This is a genomic window from Acinetobacter sp. YH01020 (assembly GCF_013420275.1).
Classification (GTDB): domain Bacteria; phylum Pseudomonadota; class Gammaproteobacteria; order Pseudomonadales; family Moraxellaceae; genus Acinetobacter; species Acinetobacter amyesii.
Map to the genome: position 1 here is coordinate 1 of NZ_VOYN01000036.1, position 18,623 is coordinate 18,623.

The 18,623-nt window shown below is 37.2% G+C and carries 17 protein-coding genes and 1 pseudogene; 11 read left to right on the forward strand and 7 right to left on the reverse strand.

Going from position 1 to position 18,623, the window contains the following annotated elements; translation table 11 throughout:
• Positions 1-283 (reverse strand): transposase (locus FTT85_RS12970; RefSeq protein ID WP_180183725.1); only part of this gene is annotated, 283 nt, incomplete at its 3' end.
• 819 nt (positions 284-1,102) lie between these two features.
• Between FTT85_RS12970 and FTT85_RS12975 the strand changes: the two genes are divergently transcribed.
• Together FTT85_RS12975 and FTT85_RS18750 are read left to right on the forward strand one after the other, a co-directional pair.
• Entirely contained in the window at positions 1,103-1,348 is a 246-nt protein-coding gene (locus tag FTT85_RS12975) for a hypothetical protein (RefSeq protein WP_180041571.1), read from the forward strand.
• A 346-nt stretch (positions 1,349-1,694) separates the two neighbouring features.
• Positions 1,695-1,802: pseudogene (locus tag FTT85_RS18750) on the forward strand (IS5/IS1182 family transposase); the annotation flags it as partial.
• A gap of 295 nt (positions 1,803-2,097) precedes the next feature.
• Here the strand turns inward: FTT85_RS18750 and FTT85_RS12980 are convergent.
• On the reverse strand, positions 2,098-6,213 hold the full coding sequence (locus tag FTT85_RS12980; protein ID WP_180183726.1) for an ATP-binding protein: 4,116 nt from the start codon (positions 6,211-6,213) through the stop codon (positions 2,098-2,100).
• Positions 6,214-6,281: 68 nt separating this feature from the next.
• Between FTT85_RS12980 and FTT85_RS18575 the strand changes: the two genes are divergently transcribed.
• The 3 genes from FTT85_RS18575 (at position 6,282) to FTT85_RS12990 (ending at position 9,113) form a co-directional block, all read left to right on the forward strand.
• Complete coding sequence (locus tag FTT85_RS18575) at positions 6,282-6,440, forward strand: hypothetical protein (RefSeq protein WP_180041573.1); 159 nt, start codon at positions 6,282-6,284, stop codon at positions 6,438-6,440.
• Between the two features lie 1,050 nt (positions 6,441-7,490).
• A complete protein-coding gene (locus FTT85_RS12985; protein WP_078194352.1) occupies positions 7,491-8,060 on the forward strand; it encodes a 1-acyl-sn-glycerol-3-phosphate acyltransferase in 570 nt (189 codons plus the stop codon).
• A 300-nt stretch (positions 8,061-8,360) separates the two neighbouring features.
• The gene (locus tag FTT85_RS12990; RefSeq protein ID WP_168379639.1) at positions 8,361-9,113 is read left to right on the forward strand and encodes a YebC/PmpR family DNA-binding transcriptional regulator; all 753 of its coding nucleotides are present in this window, start codon (positions 8,361-8,363) and stop codon (positions 9,111-9,113) included.
• 88 nt (positions 9,114-9,201) lie between these two features.
• On the opposite strand, the gene FTT85_RS12995 is transcribed toward FTT85_RS12990, so the two are convergent.
• Positions 9,202-9,672 (reverse strand): Lrp/AsnC family transcriptional regulator, encoded by a 471-nt coding sequence (locus tag FTT85_RS12995; protein ID WP_067763303.1) that lies wholly within the window; start codon positions 9,670-9,672, stop codon positions 9,202-9,204.
• A gap of 482 nt (positions 9,673-10,154) precedes the next feature.
• Between FTT85_RS12995 and FTT85_RS13000 the strand changes: the two genes are divergently transcribed.
• Complete coding sequence (locus tag FTT85_RS13000) at positions 10,155-11,483, forward strand: hypothetical protein (protein ID WP_180183727.1); 1,329 nt, start codon at positions 10,155-10,157, stop codon at positions 11,481-11,483.
• Between the two features lie 83 nt (positions 11,484-11,566).
• Here the strand turns inward: FTT85_RS13000 and FTT85_RS13005 are convergent, their stop codons facing one another.
• The gene (locus tag FTT85_RS13005) at positions 11,567-12,331 is read right to left on the reverse strand and encodes a glutathione S-transferase family protein (RefSeq protein WP_180012150.1); all 765 of its coding nucleotides are present in this window, start codon (positions 12,329-12,331) and stop codon (positions 11,567-11,569) included.
• Between the two features lie 269 nt (positions 12,332-12,600).
• On the opposite strand from FTT85_RS13005, the gene ychF reads away from it, so the two are divergent.
• Together ychF and FTT85_RS13015 are read left to right on the forward strand one after the other, a co-directional pair.
• Entirely contained in the window at positions 12,601-13,692 is a 1,092-nt protein-coding gene (ychF, locus tag FTT85_RS13010; protein ID WP_078189045.1) for a redox-regulated ATPase YchF, read from the forward strand.
• A 228-nt stretch (positions 13,693-13,920) separates the two neighbouring features.
• On the forward strand, positions 13,921-14,355 hold the full coding sequence (locus tag FTT85_RS13015) for a hypothetical protein (RefSeq protein WP_257222248.1): 435 nt from the start codon (positions 13,921-13,923) through the stop codon (positions 14,353-14,355).
• 65 nt (positions 14,356-14,420) lie between these two features.
• Here FTT85_RS13015 and FTT85_RS13020 read toward each other — a convergent pair whose 3' ends face one another.
• Positions 14,421-14,960 (reverse strand): DUF962 domain-containing protein, encoded by a 540-nt coding sequence (locus FTT85_RS13020; protein ID WP_180106665.1) that lies wholly within the window; start codon positions 14,958-14,960, stop codon positions 14,421-14,423.
• A gap of 100 nt (positions 14,961-15,060) precedes the next feature.
• Here FTT85_RS13020 and FTT85_RS13025 point away from each other — a divergent pair, with 100 nt between their 5' ends.
• Positions 15,061-15,768 (forward strand): Crp/Fnr family transcriptional regulator, encoded by a 708-nt coding sequence (locus FTT85_RS13025; protein ID WP_180022558.1) that lies wholly within the window; start codon positions 15,061-15,063, stop codon positions 15,766-15,768.
• A 96-nt stretch (positions 15,769-15,864) separates the two neighbouring features.
• Here the strand turns inward: FTT85_RS13025 and FTT85_RS13030 are convergent, their stop codons facing one another.
• Positions 15,865-16,023 carry a hypothetical protein gene (locus FTT85_RS13030; protein ID WP_180133541.1) on the reverse strand — a complete coding sequence of 53 codons (159 nt, stop codon included), beginning with the start codon at positions 16,021-16,023 and terminating at the stop codon, positions 15,865-15,867.
• Between the two features lie 434 nt (positions 16,024-16,457).
• Entirely contained in the window at positions 16,458-16,937 is a 480-nt protein-coding gene (locus tag FTT85_RS13035) for a hypothetical protein (RefSeq protein ID WP_078194361.1), read from the reverse strand.
• 103 nt (positions 16,938-17,040) lie between these two features.
• Here FTT85_RS13035 and FTT85_RS13040 point away from each other — a divergent pair, with 103 nt between their 5' ends.
• Both FTT85_RS13040 and ygaH read left to right on the forward strand, forming a co-directional pair.
• A complete protein-coding gene (locus tag FTT85_RS13040) occupies positions 17,041-17,793 on the forward strand; it encodes an AzlC family ABC transporter permease (protein WP_078194362.1) in 753 nt (250 codons plus the stop codon).
• Entirely contained in the window at positions 17,790-18,137 is a 348-nt protein-coding gene (gene ygaH / locus FTT85_RS13045; protein WP_078189050.1) for an L-valine transporter subunit YgaH, read from the forward strand. The genes FTT85_RS13040 and ygaH overlap by 4 nt, the downstream gene beginning before the upstream one ends.
• Positions 18,138-18,623 lie beyond the last annotated feature (486 nt).

The following is an 18,623-nucleotide window of genomic DNA, read 5'->3' on the forward strand; positions in this document are numbered from 1 at the left end:
TACTGTAATCTGGTGCGGTCCAATTTAATCCACAAAGTTTAATCAGACTTTGCACAAAGCCAGTGACCATACGTAAAGATAGACGGAATAAGGATTTAATCATTAAGCAGCATTGGATAGCTGCGTCAGAGTAGGTTTGATTTCGCCCTTGTTTGCCTTTTGATGGAGCATACCATTGCGTAGCAGGATCAAACCAAATGGCAATATTTCCGCGACTCATGAGTGCTCGGTTATATGCGGGCCAATTGGTTGTGTGATAGATTTTGTGTGTAGGCTTCTTCATTTGAAAATTATATCGCTGAAAAAGCCTTTACAGATAGGTTTGTGCAACAAAGCCCTTTAAGAAAATAAAAATCAAATCATGCCAAAAAAAATTCACCACCATACAATTATTTTAAATAAAATTTTTTCAACACAAAAACTCACATCTTAAATTAAAATAATTATTCAAATATAAATAAATCAACATCCAAAAATAAAATATTACTCAAAAACAATCACAGCATAATTGAAGTTTAATTCTTAAAAATCCAAAACACCATCAAACCACACAACATCAAATAAAACCACAATAAAAAAACAAACACTATCAACTCAACACTATAAACAAAATTAACATAAATTTAAACTCATAAAAACCAAACAACAAAACAATCAACATTCAATAAAATAAAAATCTACAAAATAAATTATATTTGAATAGAAAAATAAATAAACCACAGAATAAAGTTCATTAAAAAATCAACAATTAAAGCCTCCAAAATAAAACAATTAAAAACAATTAAACAGAAATTCAAAATTTATGACGTAACACCGATCAAAATACAGCCACTTTATGACGTAACAAAGGCTGCATTTTATACGAAGTATGACGTAACACTGATTATTTTTCACACAATTTATGACATAACAAAAAAAAATTTAAATCCTTCCCGGTGAGTAACGGTAGTCTTGTTTATTTTTTAAACACCACTCTTTAAAAAATCAAAAAATACCTTTTTATTGTCTTCCGTGCTTTTTTTGAACACTTGCAATGTCGACACGCTGCAAAATTTTAAGAGAATAATTAAGATAATATTTTCACATAAGCGTATTATTAGATATGAATTTTGAACTTTATATATGTCAAGAAACAAAAAATATCGGATATTCATTAATATCTGAATTAAACATTAAAAATGGCTCAGAGCTGAGTGGTTTTTTAAATGTAAATACTTGCTATAATAATCACGAAGCCTTTCTTATCTGGCTTGATAGATTATTAAAAGAAAGAAAAAATCGAATTAACAAACATGAAATTAAACAAAAATTATTTGAAAGCATCCCATCTTCCATGAGTGATTACTAGTCAATATCATACAATCCATATCAATTAAAACCCCCAAATTTAATGGAATATTGCACTCACAATATTCCATTAAAAAAAAATACTTTCAAACATCCAATTAAAAACTAGTAAAATTTATCTTTAACACTCATATTCAATAAAATACAAGCCAACAACAATATATAATATAATTTTAAAAAAATCAAAAACACCCCTAAATTATTGGATTTCTTAAATTAAAAATTATTAATATCCAATAAATTAAATATCAACCAATTGGCTATTTAATTTTTCTCATTTTTCATAATTAATTTTATCAAATTTTATAACGCTAATTTCTTAACTGTGATTATTGAAATGCAAGTAATATCAACCTGAACATCTTCATCAATTGCGTAAATTTCATATTCGTATAGATACTGCAATCCTACAAATACGAGCAGTTCAGCTCACAATTAATAATGTCAGTGATTCACTGCATATTCTTATGAAATTGGACAGATACTCTTATCATCATTTGGACAGAAATTCTTAGATTACTTGGACAGTACTCAGCTATTAAAACGACCTTAGTTTAGATAAACTCGACGTATTCTCATATTGCGACCCGTTCTTGGAACAATCGTTCCGAGAATTGCAACAACTATGCAACAAATGTCCCATTATAATTTTCTTATTCGTTTGATACCTCCACATCCAGAGTCTGGAATTTTTCTGCAAAGCCTTTTGTAGTGTGGCATTAAAGCTATTTCTTAGAAACTTTACTCTGTTTATTCGCTAAACTCAAAACCCAAGTACTCGACCTCTTCGCTAATGCGTTTTAAAGAGCAATCGCTTGGCATGTAAATATACCTACTAGTGACTTCCATTAATCTTGCATCGTCGCCGAAACCCCGACTGAACTGTTTTCTACCAAAACGAGAAAATACCAGAGATTTACCAAACTTAGATAGGTAACTGTCTAAGATGTCTTTTCTAATAAACAACGAAAAGTTTCTATCAATATTATGACTAAACGCAGCCAAGTCTTGATTCTCATCGAGCCATCCACTGCCTTGATCCCAGCGAAGGTTCATTTTCTCAATTAAATCAGGACAAGGCATATTAATAGAGCTTTGTTCAACATTACTTGAGTAATCGTACTCCCACTCCCCACCTCTTAATAGTCGAATGCTAGAGAATATTAGCTGATCATCTGAAATCGTCGTATCTTGTTCAGCGACACATTGTTTGAAAGCTGGGCTTCTAGGGTACTCCGCTACGTAGACACGGTAGCAGTGGTCATTACTATAATTGTCGAGTTCGAATGCTTCAGTGTTGTTAGGGTCAACAAAATAGCCGCGATAACTAGATATACAAAGAAAGCTTTCAGCGTCGAACGAGACGTCGTCCTCATCTTTCTTAGCGTGAGCCTCTGAATAAAAACTCAAGTTAATCCACGCCGTACTGCTTTCATCACTCAAAATAAGTACCTTGTTTGCAACGAAATAATCATCAGTCTTCAACCAATAGTTAACATTATTTTCTGGCAGCTCGAGCTCTTGTATTATTAGGCTTCCAAGAGGGTATTTTTTCTTTGGTGATAAATCTCTAATGTCTGATATATCAACCTTCCTAAGTTCTAACGACCAGAATCTATCGGAGCTTAATTGTGGCTCCCAACGAGATTGGGCCGTTGCTAAATTGGCAGCCAACACACCTATCAATCGGTGAAAAGCAACCCAATAACATTTCTTGCCGATGGTTTCCGCATAGCCGGGCTTTGCTCTTCCCCTTCCATATTTGTAAAGAGTTGCCAAATCATGCTTGAGGGATCCATTACTATATCCGGGATAGCCGATATATTCGGCTTCTCTCATAATCCAGCAGGCAATATTCTCATGAGTTATGTTTTGTGATTGTAGATCAAAGGCTCTAAGTCTTGGTTCAACTATATAGCGCCAAAAGTCAGGACCTAATTGATCACCCCATAGGCGCATGTTTGAGGGCAACTTTTCCAGTGCAAGTAAGGTCTGCACATCACTTATAACAGGCCATGTTAATGGCATGGAAGGAGTTACATATTGATTTGATATTCTGTATTCTTCAACACCTAGGTTCACAAGCTCCTGTCTCAATAGTTGAGAATGCTCGCGAATTAAAATATTATTTGAACCACCATTTAATCTAATATATTTATTTAATGGCTGTACAAATTTTTCAGCTGACTCAGGTGAAAGCAAGCAGGACGTATACATGGCCTGAATAAGGCTTTCAAGTATGTAGTCATCGTCACACCCAGCAAACGTGTTTACTGCATGCAAGCATATCACGGGGTATTTTTTAAAAAGCAAGCCAAGGCATCTTGTTGCTTGATCTCTGACTCGCCTATCCGTAGCGGAACAACACCAAAGTAAAGCCGAGGATGCTAATTTATAACTTTCTTTGGGCCAATTGGTTTCATCTATTTTCTCCAATGCCTCAATTAGAAAATAAATTGCACCTTTCTTATTATATGACTCTGATAAGGCAACAGAAAGGTAGGTATCTCTTGATGGAGAATCTTGTCGCCATTGAAAATCTTTGAACCAACTTTCTGCGTTAAGGTAATGACTTGGAACTATAGATAGCTGGAATAGGCTTTCAAAAACAGCCTGCCATAACCCGCCAGTTCTTAAAGCCCCAAACATATGTTCTTCAATGGCAGGTGTAACACTTTGCTTTGAACGCCAAGTTAGCGACTTCACAAAAAGACTATGTGCTAAATCCTTGTCTAAACCCAAGCGGTTGTCAGTAATTTCGATATCGATCTCTTCAGGGAGAATGCTTGCAAGAGCTTCTAAGACACCTCTCTCAATATCTGTTAAAATCGCCAGCTTTTCTGCAAGGATTGATAGATCACTATTGCCAGTTTCTTGATAGGATTGAACTATTGAAGATGCGCGCAGCATATCTCCAAACCGCTGATAACCAAACCTAATAAGGAAATCTTCATCGCCAGTTGATGATAAAATCAGCAGCTGCTCTTTAACTAACTCATCAATAAATCTTTCTGGATTTAGCTCATTTCCTAGAATAGGTTTAATTGTATTTACGGCATATTCCCAATTTATAGTTTGGGTTTCTGAATGCGCTAGAACATCAGACAATTTACTCATTACCGCTCTAACGATATTTTTAGGACTAACGTAGTCTAATCGCTCTCTCAATGAGTCATCGATTTGCTTGAGGTGTTTAGAAAAAATGGTTGAGAAGCCGCTAGTCGATACGTCAAGAGAACAAGAGTCCTCCGACTTGTGAGTTTTGAAGACTAAATGTAGAAGTAATGGGTTTCGTAACTCATCTGTAAAAATAGGTGTTATCTCACTTTCAACATTGTAGCGTTGAGAGAATGAGGAGAGGACATCGTGAAAATTCCTAGTGAATCCAATATGACTATATGCATAGCCAGGAAATCGTTCATCAACAACTAAATTGGTATATATATCGCGACTAGACACAACAATCTTGATACGAGGATATTCATTTAGTTGTTGGATTATTTCTGGCAGTTTGTTTTTCCACTTTCTTGCCTTTGCTCCTTCGTTTAACGCATCGATAGCAATAACAAAACAATAGTTATTGGCTTGAGCACTTGCTTGAAGACAAGATAGTAATTTGTCTCGACCAACATCGGCTCCAAAGCCTAGTTTGCTTCTTACTACATCCCAAGGTTCCGCGTTATCAAAATCTTCCCCAAATAGCACCAGAGTATGAGCGCCTTTGTCGAGCCTTCTCTTCGCAAAACTTACGATAGAATGTGTCTTGCCTGCACCTGCCGGACCAGTTAGTAGGAAAGATCGAGCGTGGCAGGACTGAATCAGAGGGCTGATGAGACAAATTTCAATATCTATTATCGAAGCAAGTAATTCCCTTGAGGCATCTAGGTTCTCAGCAGGGAATACACACATATATTCAGCCTGGAATTGTCTAAATGAAGGCGTATCACTACCTTCACCGTGTTCTGCAAAAAACTTTTTCTCTTGCTGTTTTACAGCATTTTCACAGAGCGGCTTAAGTGAACTTATGATATCTAAAGTTGAGCAAATAACTGTTTGATCAATAATGTTCTGCTTACTAGAAATTTTATCTAAAAGTACTTTTAGTAGCTGTATCGCTTGCACTCTCTCGCTTTCAGGTGTCTGAGAAAATACCTTTTCTGAATATTGAGCTTTTGTCCTGAAACTGAGTTTTAATGGTTTCCAAATATTAACTAGCCACTGCTTAAAATCATAAATCTCCCCAAATGAATCTAAAGCATCATGGGCTTCGGTAATTATATCTAAATCACTGCAATACCTTGGACCAGCGAAGGCCGCTGCTGAATCAATACAGTTTTGTATCTTCTGAGATGTTAATGTGTTTTCGTTAAACCAGTAGGCTACAAAACCACCACTTTTGTCTATTTCTAATATCTGCTGTCTAGATACTTCAGCCGTAACCAGTTTTATATGAAGATTCGGTTTTTGAGTTTTGATGTCATCGCACCATTCTTCAAACTTTTCAACTTCACTTTTTCCTCTTTTTCCTTCTGCGGCTTTGCCTGTTAGATCAAATGGTATGTAAATCCAGTATTCAGATAATGTTGGATGGTTTTTTAATGCAGTGGTTAATGATTTTTTGATCTGGCCAAATTCACTATTTCCAAGCTTAAAAAAGTATTTTGCTTGAATTCCTAGAATATCTCCTGTGGGGGTTTTGTAATAAGCTTCTACCCCCCCGTCACCGCCATCGCCGCGCAAACTAAAGAACGAAGAACCTTGTGGTGATTTACAATGTGCTTTAAAAAGTTGAATCGCGAGCGATTCAAAGCTATCATTTTTACTCTTAGGTGTAGATCGAATTTGATTGAAGTCTATCGTTGCCAAAATAATCTCTCATTACGCAGCTAGAGTTATGCGGACAGTAATATTACCTCATATCTTAAAGTCGTGATATGAGCCGTCAAATAGGTAAACATGAAGACGGAGTTTTCCTACACCTGTTTCAACAATTTTTTTCAACAGCTGTAGGCTATCGACCGTACAGCTATCGATTTGGTAACTTGCATCAGCACCGATACGTTTTAGTAACTCAATCAGACGAAGCTGAATAAACTGCTTTGATGCTATCTCTTTGGCGGTGTAATCCCCTCATAGTAGAATTGTATTAAATAAGGACAACAAGTAAGCCTAATAGGCCCAAATTATAAAAATTACAAATATCACAAGCAGATATGCCTAGCTCGCACAGGTTGAATTTTATACAAACAGAACAATACTGGTCATAAAAACAACAATCAAAACCATGTATCCTAATTTGTATCCTCAACACTGATCAGTATAAATAAACTTTCATAATCAATAAGATGAAAATTTGTAGTCGTCCGTGTGGGCCCACCATATAAAACAACCCCTTACGTGCATTAATCGTGAGGGGTTTTTTAATGTTAAAAGCTAAGTAAAGTTTGTCTAAGCCTTTAAAAGATATGGCAGATAACATATAGATACGTACAAAACTTCAAGTCAACTTGAGTAAGCTACGATTGGTTAATACGAGAAGTAGGTTATAAAGAAATACATTCAAGAAAAATTTAAAAGCTTAAGTTCTAGATACCCTTAAATAAAGTCACGATTTGTTATACTTAAAAGGTATTATTTTATTCATTATAAGCAAATGTTTTTTGATTCATGACATTTAGAAATACTATATATTTCACACTTTAAAAGCACAAATATTAAGACTCAACCTGTTCAGGCTTTCTTAAGTCCAAATAAAACTCAACAATTGACCAAATAACAATCAAAGCAAACATAGCAACAGCGAATAACACAGCAGTTAAATAAATCATGCTTGAGTTCTCCGTTAGAAAACGAGTTAAGACCAACAGGTTAAAAATTTTAACCTACGACAAAAGTCTAATAAGAATTTCTGACGGTGCCTAGCCATATTTAGCAAATTTTTAAGAGTATTTTTATCTATGATGATAGCTTTGCTATATAAAATTTAACCGATTTATTGCTAAAAAGTATAATTCTTCAATCCCCCCTTCTTATTCCGATTTGAAATATATGCATAATTCAGATCAAAGCTCACTTAAATCCTCTTGACTGATGATCCAAACAAGCAGAAATTACACCTTTTTAAAATCACCGTACCACCGACTATGTTGAAAAAGTTTATTGGCGAATCTGCATTTAAATTGGCAGGCTGGAAATACCACGTAGAACCTGATGTTTTAGAAAATAAACAAGTGATCGTCGGCTTTGAACACACCTCAATGATGGATGCTGTTCTTTCACTGGCCCTTTGCCAAATTTACGACATCAAAATTCACACGCTGATTAAAAAAGAACTCTTTAAAGGTCCATTTAAACCTGTTCTTGAAGCGATTGGCGGTATTCCTGTAGACCGTAAAGCCAATAAAGACATCGTGACTCAAATGGTTGAGCATTTTGAAGCTAGCGAAAAATTTAATTTAGTCATTGCTCCAGAAGCGACCCGTGCAGTACGTGGTGAAACACGAAAACCAATTCGTACAGGCTTTTGGTATATTGCTAAAGCAGCAGGTGTGCCGATTGTATTAATGTATGCCAATTCAAAAACCAAACAAGGTGGTATTTTCGGTAAGATTTACCCGACTGAGCTCGATCACGATTTAGCTTTAATTAAGCAACTCTATAAAGATAAAGTAGGTTTAGACATCGTGATCCCAGAACCTAAAAATAAAGACTAAGCGCCATTCACGTTTTAACGAACTACGTATTTAAAGATATAAATGTCACGTGCTCCATGCATTGTACATTTATATCTTCCTGTTATATCAAGATAGAGCTCACCCTTTTAGCCCGATTCTCATCATAAGAAAAATTACAGTACGGGCGTTTAGACATTTCGCATTATTTTCTCAAATTTGGATATTTTTTTTTCAACTACTCAATTCCTGAAATCCAGTACTTTCACACAAAAAAGCCATTATGGTAGAATTTGCTCAATTTGATAGGCATAAGGCCAATCTACAAGGAGCATATTTCGCATGGCGGGTCATTCCAAGTGGGCTAATACTAAGCATCGTAAAGCAAAACAAGATGCGAGCCGCGCTAAAGTATTCACAAAATTTATCCGTGAAATCGTGACAGCTGCACGTTTAGGCGGCGGTGATGTAGCGTCTAACCCACGTTTACGTGCTGTTGTTGAAAAAGCATTAGTTGCAAACATGACACGTGACACCATTAACCGTGCAATCCAACGTGGTGTAGGCGGTGAAGAAAATGCTGATCTAAAAGAAGTCACTTACGAAGGTTATGGCGTTGGTGGTGTTGCAGTCATCATTGAAACAATGACGGATAACTTGAACCGTACTGTTCCTGACGTTCGTCATTGCTTCTCGAAAACTGATGGTAATTTAGGTACTGCAGGTTCAGTGGCTTATATGTTTACCAAACGTGGTGAGATTACTTTTGAAGATGTTTCTTTAGAAGATCAAATCATGGACATCGCTTTAGAAGCAGGTGCTGAAGACATCGAAGTGGACGAAGATGAAATTTTAGTTATCACCACACCAGAAACTTTCGGTGAAGTTCAAGATGCACTTGCAGCAGCAGGTTTAAAATCTGATAACGCCGAAGTAGTCATGAACCCTTCAACTAAAGCGTTAATTTCAGATATCGAACAAGCGAAAAAAATCATCAAAATGATTGATATGTTTGAAGATCTTGACGACGTTCAAAACGTATATACCAACGTTGAATTCACCGATGAAGTGATGGCTGAGTTAGAAGCTCTATAATTCAATCGAGTGATGTATAAAACGCACCCTTCGGTGCGTTTTTTAATACCAAACTTTCAACTGTTTGAGTCTATTTTGAGAGCTACATTTAAACCTTATTTAACAAACCATTACAGTTAAAGACATTATATTGTTTAATTACAAAGCTCGAATGTAATGCGACCACATGTTCAATTTTACCAATGCGCTTGAGTAAAATTTCACTATAGTTTTCCATATCTCGTGCAACGACTTCTACAATAAAATCGGCAGACTGCCCTGTCACTAAAAATGCATTAATGACTTCTGGAATACTTTCTAATTCTTCTAAAAATTTAGCAAAGGTATCTGTATCGTGTTTGCTTAATGACACCTGCAGCAACACATGCAAACTAAAGCCCAATTTTTGATAATTAATTTCACGTTTAAGACCACTGATAATATTGTGATCAATCAATTGTTTGATCCGTCGATGAACTGAACTGACCGATAAATTCACCCGCTCTGACAGTTCATTTAAATTGACATCTTCATGGGTCAAAATTTCTAAAATTTGTTTATCAAAACGGTCTAGTTCCATCAGTCTACTCCAGCCATTTTTGAAAACAGTGCTGATGATCCCAATTCATCAAACGCCTGTTGTCATTTTCAATGTTATTTTAAATTTTAAAATCAGCATTTATGTGCAAGTTTTCTCATGTATAGCATGATTTATTAAAAATAATAAAGCTCATACGCATTATGAACATAATAATTTGCATTAATTCAACGATTAAATGAATGTTTTTTCATCAAAGTTTAGTTTTTATATTCTAAATGACGTCTTTAGACAACCTACCAATAAAGCTTCTCGATGCATTCCATTGATCTGAATAAATCAATTTCAGATAAAAGGGAAAGATATTTTATTTATATTTTTCAATTTTTTATTTTTACTTTATTTTTCAATGTGCGCTCTATGTCACATTTCTTTTTTTTCACTTATTTACTTGGTTTGGTAATTACATTAAAAAATAGCGGCGGTTCATAAATATACAAAAAAACAAAAACGGAAGAATAAACATGGCAATTAAATCACTGAGTTCACTCAGCTCAAAATTAAGTTCTGTACTAAGTCCATCCCTACAGCTCAGTACAATTAGCAGCACGGTCAGCAACCTACTTAGCCCGCTTAAACCTACAACCAACATCACGGATACGCTGACAGGATTATTAGGTAATTTAGGTGGCACAAAGTCTTTTGATTTTAGCGCACTGACTAAATCGCTTCCCCAAGTGATTAGCACGATTCAAAGTCTTACATCCAATAACGGTTCAAATTCGGATGCACTCAAGACATTGATGACAACTCTGCAACCACTCCTACAAAACTTAGGTGGCAACGCTGGCTCAACAGAGATGAATCAGTTGGTTCAATCCTTACCTACCATTGTCAACAGCTTGCAAAGTTTACTGAGTAGCACCAATAATCAAGGCAATCTTCCTGACAATATCAGCAGCGCTGTAAATGCCATCAAACCACTGCTCGCTATGCTTGGAAGTGCAACAGGGTCAACGGATTCAACGCAAATTATCAATACACTCAGTCAAGTTTTAGAATATGCGCAACCCATTATTCAGATGATTGGGAGCTCGTCTTCTGGAAACATTGACTTTGGGCAAATTGCACAAGGTGCAACGAGTGCCCTCCTACCTTTATTAGCCTCAATCAATAAAGATAACTCAACTATTGATATGGAACAGTTGAGCCATGCTTTACCGACTGTGATTGGAAGTGTGACCAATCTAGTGACCGCCATTTCATCAGCCAACCAAGGCAATATCCCTGAGACCATTTCAGGGGTGATCAAAGGACTTAATCCGCTGTTAGATTTACTGGCAAAAAGCGATGTCATCGATACGGATCAGGCTCAAACCGTCAAAGCGATTTATGATGTATTAAATAGCGTGAGCACCATTTTGGATGTGGTCAACAATCCATCCTTACTGACGCTTTCAACTGATTTAAATCAAGTGATTGATTCATTGAAACCAGTCATTGCTCTGATGGACAGCAATGGTGAAGCGACTCAGTTCCTAGATCAACTGACCATTCCAAATCTTGGCGATTTACTTGGCAATCTTGCTCCTGAAAAAATTGATCTGGGTTCTATCTCGGATCAGTTCAACCAATTGACTGAAAACCTCACGGGGCAAATACCAAATATTAATGACCTATTGGAAAATTTAGGTTCTGCTCAAGGTGATTTTGATATCTCCACCATCATCCCAAGTATTAAAGATGCTATAGGAAATATCTTTTACCCGGTTATGCCGCTGAATACTTTACAAGCTGATAGTATCAGTCCAGTGTTGAATATTATGGATATTCAACAACAAAGCTATATTTAAGGATTGAAAGTCTTATAAAAAAAAGCGCGCCATTAGGCGCGCTTTTTTAAAGTAGCATGACGCAAAGTTTTCATTTAAAGGGCTTATACACCACGCCAATCTACCCGTGCATTCCGTTCTGTTTGGTATATACGTTGTACATATTGACCTAAAGGCAAATCGCTCAAATAGGCTTTGTAAGCTTTAAACTCTTCTGACAAAGTTTCACCATGCTCTTTTTCCCACGGCGTTCCGACAATCTCTAATATCGGCGCCAACATTGAACACACCGCTATATCAGCCAAACCTAATCGGTCGCCTACAAAATAACGCCCACCTTGTTCGATCAGACGTTGATTTAAATCAACCACAATTTCGTCCAATCGCTCACGTGAAGCCGCAACCTTATCCGTATCTAATTGATAACCTTTAGAAACCAGTGCCTTTATAATGGGCTTGGAATATTTTTCAAACTGACGTAAATAGCCCTTTTCACCAATTAAAATATCAAGTGATTCTTCACTTTCATTTAATACATGTGCCAACCCCCAACGGCGCACATGTTGCCCTAACTCAATGGAGAGTTCATTAATTTCTAAAGCGTCTTCACGCAGTTTGACATCTGGACGGATCAGACTATGTTCGGGGTAGGTCGCATCCAAGTAAAAGGCGATTTGAGTTGAATCTGCAACCCAATGATCTTGATCACGTAAAATCGGTAATTTGTTTTGCCCTGTTTTAAGCTGTGCAAATGCACGATGTACACCCGGCATTAAATTATGAGCCACATAATCCAACTCTTTATGATCGAGTAACCAGCGCGCCTTTTCACAAAAATGTGAGAGTGGAAACTGGTAGAGAGTTCGCATAAATGCTCCAAGTTTTTGTTGTAACTGTAGTTTATAAAACCCAGTAATTTTATAGGGATACTTTAGTCACTGTGTTATTGAAACACAATGTCATTTTTGCACCTATTCTGCATCTGTAGTGCAACTCAAGCATTATTCAGACGTGAATTCATCTCTATCTCTGCGCGATTCAATAAGATATACATTCTCCTGCCCATATCACCTGACTTTATTATGGCTTTCATGTAAAATCATCCACAATTTTTTTATAATACTTTGTGAGTTATTTCATGGGTTTTAACTGTGGTATTGTCGGCCTGCCGAACGTTGGTAAATCAACGCTTTTCAACGCATTAACCAAAGCTGCGATTGCTGCTGAAAACTTCCCATTCTGTACAATTGAGCCAAATACTGGGATTGTACCTGTACCTGACCCACGTATGGATAAACTTGCTGAAATTGTAAACCCACAACGTGTTGTCCCAACCACGATGGAATTTGTGGATATCGCAGGTCTCGTTGCTGGTGCATCTAAAGGTGAAGGCCTTGGTAACCAATTCTTAGCCAACATTCGTGAAACTGATGCTATTGCACATGTTGTACGTTGTTTTGAAGACGAGAATGTCATTCACGTAAATGGCAAAATTGATCCACTTGACGATATCGCAACAATCAACACTGAACTTGCACTTGCTGACTTAGAAGCTGTTTCTAAAGCAATTACACGTCTAGCAAAATCTGCAAAAGGTGGCGATAAAGAAGCGATTGCGACCAAAGCTGTTTTAGACAAAATCTTACCTTTACTGGATGAAGGTAAACCTGCGCGTGCAGCTGACCTTGATGAAGATGAACGTAAATTGGTGCGTGGTTATGGCTTCTTAACCCTTAAACCAACCATGTATATTGCCAACGTTGCAGAAGATGGTTTCGAAAATAACCCTCACTTAGAAGCAGTACAAAAATTAGCTGCTGAAGAAAATGCGATTGTGGTTCCACTTTGCAACCAAATCGAAGCAGAAATTTCATTACTTGAAGATGAAGACCGAGCTGAATTCCTTGAAGCTTTAGGCATGGAAGAACCTGGTCTAAACGTGGTTATTCGTGCAGGTTATGGCTTACTTGGCCTTCAAACTTACTTTACAGCTGGTGTACAAGAAGTTCGTGCTTGGACAGTGAAAATTGGTGCAACTGCACCTCAAGCTGCAGGTGTGATTCACACTGACTTCGAAAAAGGCTTTATTCGTGCTGAATGTGTTGCCTACAACGACTTCGTTCAATACAACGGTGAAGCTGGCGCTAAAGAAGCAGGTAAATGGCGTTTAGAAGGTAAAACATACATCGTTCAAGATGGCGATGTTTTACACTTCCGTTTTAACGTATAAGAGCACCCATAAAAAGCCAGCAATTTGCTGGCTTTTTAATTTCAGGCAAAAGCCCAAGCCAAAAAATAAGCATATTTAAAAACTTAAAACCTGCTTAAAAACAAAATTATATCGACACGAATACATGATTTGGTTGCCGAGTCACCACAGTGCAACGACTTAAATCTCTACCGTTCTGCTATAAATTTATTCATAGGCACTAATGCCTATTTTCATAGAACAATAGCAATGAAAAAAATCAGCACAATTCTAACAGCAGGTATCTTTACAATGCTTAGTGCAACTGCGTTTGCATGTCCACAAGGCACCACACTTACAGGTGGTACAGGTGCAAACCATAAAGGTGGTACTTGTGTTTCCATTGCTAAAGATACAAAACATCAGGAACGTACTGCTACACATGCAGCACAAGTTGCGCAGCATGATGCAAAAGTCGCTCGACACGATGCAAAACAAGCCAGCCAATTGGCTCAGAGTAAAGTGAAACATAATCAAAAATTAGCAAAACATGATGCAGCTCAAGCACAGCATCTTGCAACACAAGCAAAATCAGAAGCTAAAACTTCAGCCCATGCTGCCAAAGCTGCAAATACTGACGCAAAAGCAAAAATCGCTGCACAAAAGGTCGCAGCGGAACAACATAAAGCTGCTGTGAAATCCTAAACAGTTGAGAATTAACACATAGCACAAAAAAAGCCGGAATTATCCGGCTTTTTTATTCAACTCATTTATGGGTGAGCAATATGTAATGCTTTTGCATCCATCTCTGCACGCTGTCTTCTTCCTTCTGTCAACATGCGTTGTTCAAGCTCTTTACGAAAGCCGAGTAGAAACACAAACTCAGCTAGAACAAATAAAGGCCCTATTGCCAAGCCAATAACATCATCCATAAACGCAGGCTTTTTCTTTTCATAATAATGACCGATAAATTGGATGATCCAACCCACAACAAAGATCCCCACACTCCAGATCAACCATGACATAAGGCTCATTTTTGCGATCATTAAGGCTAAGGGATATGTGACGGCAAACACCAAAAGCATAATCAAACCGAAAATTTTATCTAAACTCAGGTAATAAATGACACTGGCAATAATCAACAACAATGCAAGGGTCAGTTCAAAACCTGAAATCATTAGCCCTGCTCGTGCGGTTAGACACATAATCGAAAATACAATAAGCGGAATACCCACAAAATGCGTCAGCACATTTTTTCGATCTAAATGATATGCTGCATATTGGCTTAACAGTCTTTCAAGTTTGCTCATTAACTTACTCCTTGTTCATTCACTCATTTCACTATATAAAAAATGCATCAATAAAGTTGTCATCTAATAGACAAGTTGGACCATAAAATAAGGATATGCTGTGCTGGACGCTCAATATGTGCATCAACTCAATAAAAATGTGTGGTATTCAGGCTTAAATCTTTCCTTCCAAGACTTTATCTGCCGCCATGCCCTGACTTTAACTTTCGAAAAATACGCACGTGTTTTTTTATCAGGACAGCGTTTTAATGGTATGTATGCAGTCTTAGATGGCGCAGTTCGCTTAGGCTATATTGATATTCATGGCAAAGAAGCTATTGCCGCCATTGCTGAGCCAATTATGTGGTTTGGCGAAATATCCTTGGTTGACCAATTACCACGCTCTCACGATGCCATCTGTATCAAAAAATCCACCTTATTACACTTACCGGCTCAAGCAATTCAGCAATTATTACAACAACATCCTGAGTTTTGGTTTCATATTGCCCAGCTCACCAGTCAAAAACTTCGCTATGCCTTTATGGAACTCATTGCCTTACAAACGCAAAGTTTAAGTCAACGTCTCGCACAGCGTCTGCTGTTTATTTTAAATGGATATGGAAATCATTTGGAAATTGAGCAACACACCATACACATCTCACAGGAACAACTTGCGCAACTGATGAATTGCTCAAGACAATCAGTCAATCAGGAGCTTCAGCAGTTGGAAAAAATGCAGGTGCTTCGTGTTGCGTTTAAACAAATTGAAATTTTAGATCTAGCGCAGTTACATCAGATTGCTCATGCACTTCCTGTGCATGATGTCTGACATTTGTGATTTAAATAAGTGCATTTAATTGCACCAGAATGATTCTTTATAGTTATTTTGCTTTTATTTGTAGCACTTCGCTTTATCGAATTTTGATCAAGACAATAATTGGCAAACATTTACACTGTCAAAACCATTTGTACATGCTGCAACTTCTTGAGTTGATGCTTCTGATTTATCTTCAGTCGCTGCTTGTACATTGACTGCTGTAGTCAAAACAGCCAAAACCGATAACATCATTAATGTTTTTTTCATCTTAATCACCTATTCAACGTCTTTAATTTAATTTACATACTTCATCTTTTACGCAGTTATTTTTACATATTTTATCAAATACTGATAATTTTAATTTTTTATCACATTATCTATACTTCGTATTATTAATATTTTAAAGATATTAATTAAAGAGAAGGACAGACGACTAGCGTTCTAAAATGGGGAGTTTTTAACAATAAATTCTTCTCAAAAGATATTTTTACAATTCATTATCAATGCTTTATCTATTTAAATTCAAAAAATAAACATGCAAATTTGAAACTAAGCTCAACGCAAAGACAGCAGTCTGATTTATTTTTTATATGAAATAGCGATACTTTTAGGAGAAATTATCAATCATCTATTATAGATTTATTCTTGTTTTTTGATATTTTCCCAAAAAAAAGCAGTGAAACTTCACTGCTTTGATCGGGTTAAATGCCTACTTTTTTCGGATCGGTATTTCCGAGTTCAGGGTTTTCAATCGCACCTTTGCATTGATTTTTATCACGCTCATAATCTGCTTGCTTTTGTGCAACAGTCGAACTCTGATCAATACTTTCACGTGCCCAAATTTCCAAACTTGTCAAAGCCTTACGACACAGTGCATATTTACCTTCAGTCACAGAATCGGTCATTTTGACATTGATACGCCATTCGGTACTCAATTTACGTGCTGGAACACGAACTTTCTCTTCCATCTGATCGACTTGTTTTGCATAAACAATCGGATCCGCTTCATTGATAAACGCCCAAGCTTTGGCAGCATACTCCGTTGCATCATTGGTTAATTTGGGTGCTGCTTTAATTTCGACTTGAGCTTGTTCAGCTCCATCATTACCACAGGCCTGCAACAACACCGTGCTGCTCAATAATGAAACAATCAGTATCCCACGCATCTTTAACCTCTGCATATCCAGCTCATTTCAGCAAACATATTCGGCACTATGCTAGTGAATTCGCGTACAATACTCAATCATCATTTGACCTGTTGTTCAACTCTTTCAAAGGTGTGTCGTGTCTGAGCACAAACTTCCTACAGTTCAGCCTGCGGGTTTTTGGCAAGGTGCTAAAGATAGTCAAGCCATTATCTTTACCTATCTTCCTGTTTCTTTTGCATTTGGGGTTTCTGCGACTCAATTTGGTTTCACTGCGTGGGAAGCCTTATTTTTATCTTGCTCTATGTATGCAGGTGCCAGTCAGTTTCTCGTCGTTGCTTTACTGGGAAGTGGAACATCCATTTGGATGACTGCACTCACTGTGATTGCTCTCGATATACGCCATTTGCTCTACGGTCCTGCTTTACAAAACCTGATTCAAGACCGACTCAATTTAAAGAAAACGGCAGTTTGGGCTTGGGGTTTAACCGACGAAGTTTTTGCATCAGGTATGATTAAACTGTCGCAACGTCGTCAAGAATGGTCAGAATCTTGGATGTTAGGACTCAGCTTATTTAGTTGGCTGTCATGGGCAACAGGCTCATTTTTAGGCGGTTTATTTGCCGATCAAGTCAGCAACCTTCCACAATTTTTACAAGCCGCACTCGACTTCCTGCTGCCTGCATTGTTTTTAAGCTTTTTACTTGCCGCATTTGAGAAAAAACATACATTTGTGGTCACGGTTACAATTATTGTTTCTGCGATTGCCTGCTACTTTATCGACTTGTCTGCTGCGATTTTTATCGGTATTTCTTCTGGTATTTTTGCCGGTTTATTCAAACATTATGTCTTAAAAAAACCTGATCCTGAACATATGGGTGAAGCATCATGAATCTAGAAATTATCCTGGTCGGGATCTTGGTCGGGATTGCGAATTTTGCATCACGGTTTGGGCCATTTTTTGTAATTCAGAAATTTCAGCAAGGTTCACAGCAGCGTGGTTCTTTATGGCTCAAAATCGCTTTGGGCTCGATTGGTATTGCCGCAATTAGTTCAATGTTGGTGGTTGCAACCTTACCGCCGCTGCTTGAAACTCCAAATAAAAGCTTTGCCATGTTAGTTGGATTTGCTGTGCTTGCAGGCTTGTATTTCAAGTTTAAAAAAATTGTCCCTGCTACACTGACTGCGGCACTGACTTACGGCTTAGTCTATACCTATATACCTTTTCATCTCTAAAGCTGAGTCAGCGACAATCCAAATAAAAACCTCAAGCACAAGCTTCTTCAGCCTGTGCCTTTTAATTAGCAATATTTATGAGATAGTCAACGCATAACATAAAAATCTAGCGAAACCCCATAGATGGCAAAGTACCATTGTATTCAAGGCAAAATTTATATTCATTCTAGACAACCATCTGAATTGAGTTGGGGACTGCAAAAACCCATCGAAAGTACATATTTTCAATGCTTCATTCAAAGCCAGCTGTTCAGTGGTAATTTCTGCGCTGTACATTACCAACCTGCAGATCAGATCAGCGCCATTTATATAGAGAAAAATCAGCAAAAGACGATTGTGGGCTTATATAACTACACACAGCAGATTCTGCACTTACATCCACGCCGCCTGATGTTTTCACACATATCGATGCCCCGCCTGTTCAGCAATTTTCTGCAGCTGGCGGGTTTTTTATTGATTTTTCTATTGTGCATTTTTAGCCTCAGT